Source organism: Glaciecola nitratireducens FR1064, from assembly GCF_000226565.1.
In the GTDB taxonomy this organism is placed as follows: Bacteria; Pseudomonadota; Gammaproteobacteria; order Enterobacterales; family Alteromonadaceae; genus Glaciecola; species Glaciecola nitratireducens.
Map to the genome: position 1 here is coordinate 3,104,472 of NC_016041.1, position 11,608 is coordinate 3,116,079.

Annotated in this window: 10 protein-coding genes; 3 read left to right on the forward strand and 7 right to left on the reverse strand. The window is 43.4% G+C overall.

All coding sequences use genetic code 11. From position 1 onward, the window contains the following. Positions 1 to 79 precede the first annotated feature (79 nt). The 3 genes from GNIT_RS13305 to GNIT_RS13315 all read left to right on the forward strand — a co-directional run bounded on the left by GNIT_RS13305 (position 80) and on the right by GNIT_RS13315 (position 3,347). A complete protein-coding gene (locus GNIT_RS13305) occupies positions 80 to 1,333 on the forward strand; it encodes a diguanylate cyclase (RefSeq protein ID WP_014109769.1) in 1,254 nt (417 codons plus the stop codon). Between the two features lie 365 nt (positions 1,334 to 1,698). Then, positions 1,699 to 2,799: a 4-hydroxyphenylpyruvate dioxygenase gene (gene hppD / locus GNIT_RS13310; RefSeq protein WP_014109770.1), complete on the forward strand. Its 1,101-nt coding sequence runs from the start codon at positions 1,699 to 1,701 to the stop codon at positions 2,797 to 2,799. After that, a complete protein-coding gene (locus tag GNIT_RS13315) occupies positions 2,796 to 3,347 on the forward strand; it encodes a VOC family protein (protein WP_014109771.1) in 552 nt (183 codons plus the stop codon). The genes hppD and GNIT_RS13315 overlap by 4 nt, the downstream gene beginning before the upstream one ends. A gap of 176 nt (positions 3,348 to 3,523) precedes the next feature. On the opposite strand, the gene GNIT_RS13320 is transcribed toward GNIT_RS13315, so the two are convergent. The 7 genes from GNIT_RS13320 to GNIT_RS13350 all read right to left on the reverse strand — a co-directional run bounded on the left by GNIT_RS13320 (position 3,524) and on the right by GNIT_RS13350 (position 11,574). Continuing rightward, the gene (locus GNIT_RS13320) at positions 3,524 to 4,861 is read right to left on the reverse strand and encodes a tetratricopeptide repeat protein (protein ID WP_014109772.1); all 1,338 of its coding nucleotides are present in this window, start codon (positions 4,859 to 4,861) and stop codon (positions 3,524 to 3,526) included. A gap of 4 nt (positions 4,862 to 4,865) precedes the next feature. Beyond that, positions 4,866 to 5,474 (reverse strand): energy transducer TonB, encoded by a 609-nt coding sequence (locus tag GNIT_RS13325; RefSeq protein WP_014109773.1) that lies wholly within the window; start codon positions 5,472 to 5,474, stop codon positions 4,866 to 4,868. 6 nt (positions 5,475 to 5,480) lie between these two features. Continuing rightward, entirely contained in the window at positions 5,481 to 5,882 is a 402-nt protein-coding gene (locus tag GNIT_RS13330; protein WP_014109774.1) for an ExbD/TolR family protein, read from the reverse strand. 24 nt (positions 5,883 to 5,906) lie between these two features. Continuing rightward, positions 5,907 to 6,434 carry a MotA/TolQ/ExbB proton channel family protein gene (locus GNIT_RS13335; RefSeq protein ID WP_014109775.1) on the reverse strand — a complete coding sequence of 176 codons (528 nt, stop codon included), beginning with the start codon at positions 6,432 to 6,434 and terminating at the stop codon, positions 5,907 to 5,909. Between the two features lie 3 nt (positions 6,435 to 6,437). Next, positions 6,438 to 7,802, reverse strand: coding sequence for a MotA/TolQ/ExbB proton channel family protein (locus tag GNIT_RS13340; RefSeq protein ID WP_085948164.1), 1,365 nt, complete (start codon positions 7,800 to 7,802; stop codon positions 6,438 to 6,440). 97 nt (positions 7,803 to 7,899) lie between these two features. Beyond that, positions 7,900 to 8,667, reverse strand: a complete 768-nt coding sequence (locus tag GNIT_RS13345; RefSeq protein ID WP_014109777.1) for a DUF3450 domain-containing protein — start codon at positions 8,665 to 8,667, stop codon at positions 7,900 to 7,902. A 234-nt stretch (positions 8,668 to 8,901) separates the two neighbouring features. After that, the gene (locus GNIT_RS13350) at positions 8,902 to 11,574 is read right to left on the reverse strand and encodes a TonB-dependent receptor domain-containing protein (RefSeq protein ID WP_041246873.1); all 2,673 of its coding nucleotides are present in this window, start codon (positions 11,572 to 11,574) and stop codon (positions 8,902 to 8,904) included. Positions 11,575 to 11,608 lie beyond the last annotated feature (34 nt).

Below are 11,608 nucleotides of genomic sequence, written 5' to 3' on the forward strand. Positions count from 1 at the left end.
ATACGCGATTTATCATCGCACAGCGCATAAGAATAAATTAGTATACGCATCACAGGTTCGGATTTTACGAGATTTACCGATGAAGTATAAAGTTTTGCTAATTGAACACGACATTGTGAATTTACGAGTGCTCAAGCGCGTCATCGGCAAAGCCAATCTAGATGTCATTAGCGCTACGACCTTAACCCAAGCAAAAGCTATTTTTAGCAATACCTCACCCGAAGCCTATTTATGCGCAGTTGTAGACTACAATCTACCTGATGCGCAACACGGGGAAGCAATTGATTTCGCAATTGATTCATTCATACCTGTCGTGGTTATTACATCAAGCACAGAAGATGATGTTAGAAACAATATCCTGAGTAAAGCGGTCGTCGACTACATCCCCAAAAAGAATGCACAGATATACGAATATCTAAGCAGGCTGTTAATTCGCTTAGAAAAAAATAAAAACATTGGTGTACTGGTAGTTGATTCCCAAAGAAAACAACGAAATGCAATGACCTCACTCTTAAAACGGCACAACTTTATTACTCATGAGCGCCCAAACGCCGAGTCACTTAACAATTATCTGAGTGAACACGCTGATATTAAACTTATGATTATAGACAACGACCTTAAAAATGAAGCAGGTGTTGATGTCGTCGCCGACGTGCGCAAACATTTCCACAAGGACACGTTAAGTATAATTGGCTCATCATCAAGCTCCGCAACCGAGGCTTCTTCGAGAGCGCTAGCAAACTTTATCAAAAGCGGCGCGGATGATTATCTAGCAAAGCCCTATTGCCATGAAGAGTTCTTTGTTCGGGTTATTCAAAATATAGAATATTTAGAGCAAATTGAGCTAATTCGAAAGACAGCAAACGCCGACTATCTGACTGGCTTGCCCAACCGCCGACACTTCTTTTCGCAAGTAAATGAGTATCTAAATCGCGATTTAGAGCACAAAACACTAGCGCTAATGGACCTGGATTTTTTTAAAACAGTTAACGATAGCTATGGCCATGACCACGGGGATATTGTACTAAAAGAGTTCTCTAAATTATTGGCTAAACATTTCAGCACACAGTGTATCTCGCGCTTTGGCGGAGAGGAATTTTGTGTATTTTTACCTAATGTAAGTTTAGAAGAGGCCATCCCTCTGCTAGACAGCTTTCGCGTAGCCGTCAGCAAAAAACGCTTCATCCGTAAGGGTGTCGGAATTAACTGTACTGTAAGTATAGGCGTTACAAGCAAATTCAAACGTAAAGTTGAATCGATGCTTGGCTATGCAGATGAAAACCTATACAAAGCAAAAGACGGCGGCAGAAACTGTATTATAGGCGACGGATGAGTTCTTAAGCAAAAAAGCGGTATTTATTAGCGATCACAAACTGACCCAGTTCACACCAATAATAAAAGCGATATTTGTTTTCTTCTTAGAAAGCTAGAATACGCAGCTTCAACATACTGCATAGATAGTTAAAACCTAAAAATGCGCCCTGCAACCTCACTTCCGTATCATAATATTTACAATCGCGTGTTTTTGATTAAATTGCGACTGTGCCTCAGGGTGCCCTTCTCGGGTAATTTTTAGCGAAATAACCTAAACTGCGCCCATCAAAATTTGGCGCCAAGCGCGTCTATATTTTCACATAACAATTAATACGTAGTAATTAATACACAATAATTAATACACAATGATAAAGAGAGGGAACAATGGCAGACTTATTTGAAAATCCAGTGGGCTTAGATGGATTTGAATTCATCGAATTTTCTTCTCCTGAAAAAGGCCACCTAGAAAAAGTATTTACTGTGATGGGCTTTACCCACATTGCTAATCACCGCACTAAAGACGCGCAGCTATGGCGCCAAGGCGGTATCAATCTTATCGCTAACTACGAGCCAAAATCAGCAGCTTCGTACTTTGCACGTGAGCACGGTCCATCTGCCTGTGGTATGGGTTTTCGCGTTAAGAATGCTGTAAAAGCATATAAATATTTATTGGCACAAGGTGCAGAACCGGTGCAGGTAGAAACAGGTCCGATGGAGCTTCGTTTGCCCGCTATCCGTGGTATCGGCAACGCTATCATTTATTTGATCGACCGTTATGGCGACAGCTTATCAATTTACGACATCGACTTTGACTATATTGAAGGCGTTGATCGCAACCCAGTAGGCGCAGGCTTTAAAGTTATCGACCACTTGACGCACAACGTTTATGGCGGCCGAATGAAATATTGGGCTGATTTTTATGAAAAGTTATTCAACTTTAAAGAAATTCGCTTCTTCGACATCAAAGGTGAATACACTGGTTTGACGTCGAAAGCACTGACAGCGCCAGACGGCAAAATTCGCATTCCTTTGAACGAAGAAGGCGAAGGCGGTAAAGGACAAATTGAAGAGTTCTTGCGCGCATTTAATGGCGAAGGCATCCAGCATATCGCTTTTAGCTGTGACGATTTACTGGCCTGTTGGGATCGCCTGAAAGACATGGGAATGCCTTTCATGACTGCACCACCAGCAACCTATTACGAGCTTTTAGAAGGCCGCTTACCAAATCATGGCGAATCAGTTGAGGAGCTACAAACTCGCGGTATCTTAATGGATGGCACGACAGAAGACGGCCCGCGCTTGCTGCTTCAAATATTCTCTGAAACACAGCTAGGCCCGGTATTCTTTGAATTTATTCAACGCAAAGGTGACGACGGTTTCGGTGAAGGTAACTTCAAAGCCCTATTCGAATCTATTGAACGTGATCAAATTAATCGCGGTGTGTTGGACACAAGTAAAAAAACTGAGGAAAAGGAGGGCGTATGAGCCACCCAATTCAGCTAAATGGCTTTCATCATGTAGCTTATCGCTGCAAGGATGCGAAGGAAACCGTTGAGTTTTATCAAAACGTATTGGGTATGGATTTTCAGCTAGCGATAGCTGAAGATCACGTTCCCTCTACTGGTGCCTACGACCCCTACATGCATATTTTCATGGATGCAGGAAATGGTAACGTTTTAGCATTTTTTGAGCTGCCAGAACAACCTGATATGGATCGCGACCAAAACACCCCTAAATGGGTACAGCACATCGCGATTAAGGTTGATAGCTTAGAAGCATTAGAAGCAGCGAAGGCATCGATTGAGAGTCACGGCATCGATGTTATTGGACCGACTAATCATGGCATATTCAAGTCGATCTACTTCTTCGATCCAAACGGTCATCGTTTAGAACTCGCTGCGAACACGCACACCAGTGAGCAGATGCAAGAGCTACATAGAGTTGCCCCTGACATGCTGGAAGAATGGAGCAAAACTAAAAAAGCACCGCGACATGCTGCTTGGCTGCATGAGAAAATTGCTAACGATAAATAGTATTTAACGTCGCAATAAAAAGGCAGCGCTTCGGAGAAGCGCTGCCTTTTTTGCTTGTAACAATCAATACTAGCAGGCTCTATATCTATTTACAGTATTAGTGAAGAAACTGTACTCTACTACAATGCTGAATGCTATTTGATGCATAGACATTCAAAAACCTAACAATTTACTACCTAAATACTGTTTAACTCAATTTGCAACTGTTCAGTTTCATACTTTTCTCTGCCAACAAACTGCTTCCATTGCTGAGCAGCGGCCCTGCTGGACTTAAATTCCTCAGCCTTAGCTAATTCATCCAAGGCTTTTACAAAGTCTTTCTGATTGTAATACGCCAAGCCAAGAAGCATATGAACCGAACCTTGGTTACTCAAACCACCTTTTTCAATAGCCGCATTCGATGAGGCAATCGCGCTATCGAATTTATCACTATTATAATAAAGGTGGGCAAGCTGCGCATCGAGCTCGCCGTCTTCCGCTAATTCAGCAGCTTCGATTAACACAGGAATCGCTTTGTATTGCTCTTTTGCCGACGTCCAGCAAATGGATAAGAACTTAAGATTGCGTAGGTTGCGTTCAAGCAGGCCATTTTTAAGCGCTTGGTCCATTAGCGCAGCAGCTTTAAACGGCGCCTCGTGGTAATAATACAACTGTGCAAAGTTAAATATATCTGACGCAGATTCGACATAGCCTAACTGGTAGGCGCTTTCCATCATGGCTAGCTGACGTTTTTCTTGGCCAAGTTCACCGTACATGCCCGCTAGCTGTATCCAGTATTTTGGGTTGTCGTACAGGCGGATCATTTTAGCCAATATCTCTTTTACTTTTTCGGGCTGCTTCATTTCATAATAAACCGCGCGCTGCAGAATCAACCAAGATTCGTCAGGCAAGTACCCTTCCGCTTCATGGCCGTCTATCGCTAACTCAATATATCGAGCCGATTCAGCGTAATTTTTATTCTGATAATGCGCTTGCGCTTTTAGAACATAGTTTTTAGGTGGAATGACACCGTTATTAAGCGCCTCCCACTGCTCTAGCTTCTCGATGCTCTTTTCGAACTTGCCTGTGGCCATGTAAAGCTGCGCCAAAGTAAACAGCGTTGTCTGCTCAAACTTTTCTGGGATGGGGTCTTGAGCCGCCGCTAACTCAAAGCTTTCAATCGATTTTTCAAGATCTTCATTGTTGTAATAAATAAAGCCGTAAAAGTTATACATCATCGACTTTTCGTAACCGTTCATCGAGCTGTCTTTATCTCTCACTTCGTCCAGTATTGCGATCGCTTCAGCAACATTGCCTGCATCGCCTGCAGTTTGTGCGCGGGATAGCTGCTCATACACTCTGGAGCGTAGTGCAGGTACACGTCTGGTTTTACGTTCGCCAGGCGAGATTTCAGAAGACTCTGCGGCCTCAGTATCTTGTGCTAACGCCACATTATTCAACGATGAAATTAGAAACACTGTCGTAAAGGCTAATGCTATCGATAAAAGCAAAGAGATTTTATTTTTCATCATCATCCCCTTATCCATCAATCTTAAAGGTTATACGGTTCTGAACCCCAGAAACAGCGGCGGGTTCACCATTCACAACACGTGGCTTATATTTGAATTTTTTTGCTGCATCTATTGCTGCTTGGTCGAAAATACCTTCTGGGTTAGCTTCAACCACAAATGGGTCGACCACCGCACCAATTTTACTCACTGTAAATTCAACAATTACGTAGCCTTGGATGCCTCGCTGCAGCGCACGTCTCGGGTAAACAGGCGTTACTTTTACAATAGGTAAGTATTCCCCATCACCTGAACCCAAAGCCAAACCACCGTCTAGCGCGATATCATTCGATACATCAGCGCCAAAATCCAGTGCAGCCCCTTCGCCGTCGGGTGTCGGAGAATCCATCTGCGGCGCTTCCATTTCAGGAGGCGGCGCTTCCGGCTTAGGTGGGCGCTTAGGCTTGTTGTCTTTTTTCTGCACGTTTTCTTCTTTCGGAACACGCACAAAATCAAGCACTTTACCTACCGGTGGCTCAGATAATGTCTTATCACCGCTGGCTATCAAGGCTTGCATCAAAAAGAACAAGCTCAGTGTGATAACAGCAGCTAAGACAATAGCAATCAGGAGTCTTAGCATAACAATCTACTCTTGTGCAGCAATAGAAACGTCGGACACACCCGCAGCGCGCGAAGCGTCCATGACTTTGATTAAGAACTCAGTTGTTGATTTACGATCGGCTTGAATAACCACAGAACCCTGTGGATTTTCAGCATGCAAACGCTCAACGTTTGCCTGCACAGCACGCACATCAATTTGACGTTTGTTTATCCAAATTTCATTTTTATCGCTGATACCAATTAAGATATTTGCACGGTCTTTTTTCACTGCGGTCGGTGCATCTGGACGATTAACGTCAATGCCAGACTCTTTTACAAAAGACGCCGTAACAATAAAGAAAATCAACATAATAAATACCACGTCAAGCATTGGCGTCATATCGATTGTTGCTTCTTCTTCTTCGACTAAGTTTTGTAAATGTTTCATAAGTATTCCTTAACCAACCAGCGATTATTCGCTGCGTTGCAGTTGTAAAGCGTCTTCTAAATGCATACGTTCAGTTTTTGCGGTTCTGGTTAACCAAGTTGACGCAAATACACCCGAAAGTGCCCCGACCATGCCTGCCATTGTAGGGATAGTCGCCTGAGACACCCCTGCAGCCATTGAACGGGCGTTACCGCCACCTGTCATTGCCATTACGTCAAACACCATAATCATGCCGGTGACGGTTCCCATAAGTCCAAGCAGAGGACATAGAGCTACAAGGGCTTGAATGATAGGTAAACTAAAACGCAGTTTTAAACTTACTCGAGAAATCATTGCTTGGCGTATTTGCACGGCATTCCACGAGTTACGTTCGATGCGTGCGTGCCACTCAGCAATGGTATTTTTCATCATTTTTTTGTGGCCATTGGTCACATATAGAATTCTCTCGAGTATCAATATCCACATTACGAAGATAAGCGCCCCGATAACCAGCAGGATAGTCCCGCCAGTTTCGGTAAAGTCACGAATTGATTCGAAAATATCTACAAACATGATTTATGCCTTTGGGTTTTTAAGCGCTTGCTTTTCAGCCCGCTCTGCAATAACGCCAGCGGCCTGTTCTTGTAGAATCATCACAACGTTTTTACTTTGCGTACTTAATAGTGCGTAAAGCAATGTGGTTGGAATTGCCACTACCAAGCCTAATACCGTTGTCATTAGGGCTGATGAAATACCACCAGCCATGATTTTCGGGTCGCCTGTACCAAACAAGGTAATTTGTTGGAAGGTCACAATCATACCCGTTACCGTTCCTAACAAACCGCCAAGAGGTGCTACCACTGAAATCATTTTTACGAGCGTGAGGTAGCGGCCTAGCTTAGGTACTTCGCCTAAAATAGCTTCAGTCAAATGAAGCTCTAGTGCTTCAGTATCCACATCAGGATATTTCTCTTTTACCTTCAGTACACGACCCAATGGGTTATTGTCTGATAATTTGTCTGACTTAAGCTGGCGATTAACGCTTGAAGTCACCAGCGTTAGCACGATAAAGCGCCAGAACGCTACCAAGATACCCACAGCACCCACTGCAATAATGATGTAACCAACTAATTCACCTTGATGAATACGCTCTTCTAATGAAGGCGCTTGGATCAGTAGACCAAGAATTGAACCACCCGTTGGATCTAAACCGAAAGTAACCAATTCACCTGAAGATGCTTGTAGGGCAGCGGTTGACTCAACGAAACGGTCTTTTGGCTGGCGAAGTAGTTCAGAAACAACGCCCGTTGCACCTTGATACTCTAAGTATTTGCCATCTGAAATTAAGCCAAATGGACCCACTCGGACGACTTCTTTATTCACCTTTTCACCGTTAGCTTCAACGACATCTGTATTGAATCGAGTGACTTTGCCCGACTCTGTCATTTCACGCTGAATTTCAAACCAAACACGCTCTATCTCGGCAATTGATGCAAGTTTGGTTGACTGGCCCATTGACTGAGCCATCTCATCTAAGAACTCAGAACGACCAGGAATTTGCGCTGATATTACTGAGTTCGAGAATTTGTTTTTAGTGTCACCAGCAACTTGCTGCAACACACCAAATAACTCTTTTAACGAACCTAGGCGGTTATCAAGTGCGCCATTCAAATCTGTTATTTTAAACTCATTTTCTTCAAACTGCGTTTCTAGCTTTTCAGACATCGCTAATTGCGCATCACGAAGTTTGAGCGTGTCACGTAAAATCTGGTCTTGCTGCGCTCGCTTCGACATAAAGTCTTGTTCACGCGATTTATTTTGCTCAGACTGTGCAAACTTACCCTCTTCTAGTTGCTTAAGAAGTGCATCTAGGTCAAGCGCAGTATCTGACTGTGCCTGAACAGAGAAAGATAAAACGACAGCTGCCGTTGCCGCTAACATCGATTTTGCAAAGGTCATTGGCGTGTTGTTTGAGCGCGCGTTCTTACGCTTGCTTTTGTCTGTGTTTTTAAAAAAGAATATGTTCATCATCTTTCCCTTAATCCGTAATCGCGACTGGAACCATTAATAGGTCCGGTGCTAGTTGCTTCTTCGCGATACGCAAACCTTTGGATATTTGGTTTTTGTAGCTTGAATCAAGTTCTTCCCACTGGCGTGTTTGCTTATTCCACGCACCTTGATAGCTGCCATCGCGCGTTTGATAAATCAATGCCGTGCGGCCAATGCGTAAAAACTCAACAGAGCGTTCTTGGCCATCGATATCTTTTAAGCCAGGGTAAGCTTCAATTGTTTTGCCGTAGTCCATTTCAACCTGATAAGCTTCCATCACACGACGGAATTTTTCAGAAGACGACACATCGGCTCTGTCCATCATGTTTTGTAAATCGAGGATGCGGTTGCCACGTTCTTCAGCAAGGAAGGGAACGTCCAATCCGACGAACTGAGATAAGCCAGTAATCATATTCAGCATCAATGGCGTGATTTGACGCTCTATGACACTCACTTCGTCTATCGACTGGTTGAGGTCTATCATTTCTTGGTCTTGGTTGGCTATTTGACGACGCAACTGCTCGTTATAAACCTCTAAGCCTTCTATTTCTTTGCTTAGTGCTTTGAACTGCTGAAGTTTGTCATCAATTTGATCTGTGATGCTATTAATTTTACTTTGCGACTTAACCGCAGATTCATTAATTTCAGTGGCCTTTTTGGCCGCTGGGTCAAGATACTTATCTTCTTGTGCAAAAGCAGACGTGCTGAGTAACACTGACGTGACTGCAGTCGCTATTAACGTTTGAAAAACCTTCATATACGCATCCTAAGTTCAAAATAAACAGACTGGGTGTTAGCAATTAAGCGCTAACAGCCACAGCAAAATCTGCGCAAAGGATAGAGGTATTCTATTACAGATTTATTACATAACTGTCATATTCAGGAAAGTCTGGCGGGATCTAAGAATAAAAAAGCTGTGCCACGTGTGTAGAAGGGTTACATGGCACAGCTTTTAAGCAACGGAGTGAGTTTTATGAACTTTTTGTGTCAGTTAAAAATCGTACTTTACTGACAAACTCAATTCACGTCCTCGAGTTTCGGAACGCAATAGCACATTTTCGAACTCTAGCTTTTTAGTTTCGCCCAGTATATTTTGAACTTTGAACGTCACTGTGGTGTTGAAGTCAGGATAAAACTTATAAACCGTATCTAAAGAGTGAAAAGGTTGCTCGTAACTATCGTCAAAACCATCGATACCGGGTATCAAAATACGCTCACCGAATACGTTATAAACGACTGAAAGTGAGTGTTCCCCATTGTCAGAATCGAAACCGCCTTGCAGGTTCATTACATATTGAGAGTGACCGGTTAAACGGCGCTGTAAGTTAGTGACAGCAGCTGAAACACCGGTTTGATCTACAATGTTTTGTCTATCAAGCTGAATTTCAGAATCACTTAAGGTTAAGTTACCTGACACAAACATATTGTCCCAAATACCCTCACCAATGAATTCTAGACCTTGTAAAAACTCCACTTCGATACCGTAAAGCTCACCCGTTTCGGCATTCGCAATCCGTATTAACGGCGGACCATCCTGAGCTGGCGACTGAACCGATTCAATGGGCGCATCCATGTCCTTATAGAACAAACCAACCGACAGGTTGTTACCAGCTTCTCGATACCATTCCCAACGAAGATCGTAGTTAATAATAGACGTGGTATTGATACCTGGTGTACCCGCAATTGGAAATTCAGTTAGCGGGTCAATAAACGTTGAAGATGATACTTCACGCAAATCAGGACGAACTACCGTTTGACCAATACTTGCTCTAAACTGCACGCCCTCATCTTTGATGTAGGTCATTGCAATTGCAGGGTAAAAATCATCTTCTTGAAACGCTAGCTGCGAACGGTCGGCTTCATCCGGCAAGTCGAACTGATTCGTACGTGGGTCGAACGGGGCAACCACTTGACGGAAATCTTCAAAACGAACACCGCCACTAAAGCGCCATTTGTTCTTGAAGAAGAAATCACCTTCAACATAATAAGCATCGACTTTTTGACCTGCCGCGTAATCATCGCCGGCAATCGTTGTATCTCTTATTATTGCAGGGCCCGCTCCGCCAAAATTAGTCTCATCGCTTAACGCTTGATCACTGAAAATACTGGAATATGAGTTGCCGAGTAATAAGTCTGGATCAGTGAAAGCCCGCGTATTAATGTCAAATCGACGGTTCTCAGCAGTACGAGTTTTAGTCAAGAAATCAGCACCAAACTTAAACTCCATCTCCCAATTTTCGATAGAATACGGCATGGTTACGTTGTAACCCGCATTCTCTAGCCTGTCGTGAAGTGTTTGAAATGAATATCGCGCTGCCGTTGTCGAGTTATTCAAGGCTATTTCATTAGTTGTATCAAACGTACCATCGCTATTAAGGTCACTAATGACAAAGCGTGACTCGAAGTTTCCAGGCGCATTTCGAACTGAACGCCCTAGGCTATATTTCCAGTCAATTCCTGCAAAATTAAACTGAGGAAAAGTATGCATGCCGCGAAGCTGATTGGTAAACATTTTACGTTCTTCGTATTCAACTTCAACATCACGAATACGCAAACCTTCAGCCTGGCTTAGATTTTCAGTATTGCCGAATTTTTCACTAATTTGATCACGCGTATCGTTCAATATGATCAAACTGTAATCCACTCGGTGATTACGATTGTAGTCGATACCTAAGTTGACCATGTTTGACCATTTAACGCTTGTTTCGGTAACCGAAATATCGTCAAAGAAACGCACGATGTTGATTGAATCCTGCACGCGGTCGGCTTGCTGCAGTTCGTATTCTTCAGACACGCTTGTTTCATTATCGTAGCTACTGGTTACCAAAAAGCCATAGCGCCATTTATCGTCAATATCAAAACTGTTGCCTAATGAGAAGTTAAATCCCATATCGGGGCCTACACTATCTAAAAAGGGGTCATAGTCACGATTAACGTCGCGTAATAATGCAAGTGCGACATCTTGGTCAAGAGAGTCTAAAAATGCTTTGTTTTCCCAACGCGTTGCGATCGAAGCAGGCGCGGCACGAGTACCATCATCGCGACCCTGCCAATCATTGCCACCACCATTATAAGCTAGCGCATCGCCTGAGTTTTCAGTGTTGTAACCTAAACTACCCGAAACGTTGAATATGAACTGGGTAGGAATAGTTTTTAAACGAATATTAACGTTACCGCCACCAAAAGAAGCAGGCATAGAAGGCGAAAAAGACTTCTGTACTGACAAACTTTCAATGATATCAGCGGGGAATAAATCAAGTGGGATAACGTTTCTTGTTGGATCAGGGCTAGGTACGGCTGCACCATTCAGTTGCGTACTTGAGTAGCGCTCCCCCAAACCACGAACATAGATGAATTTACCATCTACCAAGGTCAAGCCGGTTACACGACGAAGGGCGGAGGCCGCATCCCCGTCACCCGTTCTTGAAATTTGTTCAGCACCTAAAATATCGGCAACGAACGCTTGGTTTTTACGTTCTTCTAAAACAGCTGTTGCTGTTCCTTTTAATCGTGTTCCAGTAGCAACAACTTCTTCAATTGCTTCTTCTTCATCTGCTTGCTGCGCCATTACCGACTGCGCGAAGAATGGCTGCGCTACTGCAAATGAAGCTAACACAGCGAGTGTTAGTTGCTTTACTGGAAACCTGTTTGCAGGCTGGTTCATTTTAACCTCATTAGTTGCTAATTTTTTACAGTAC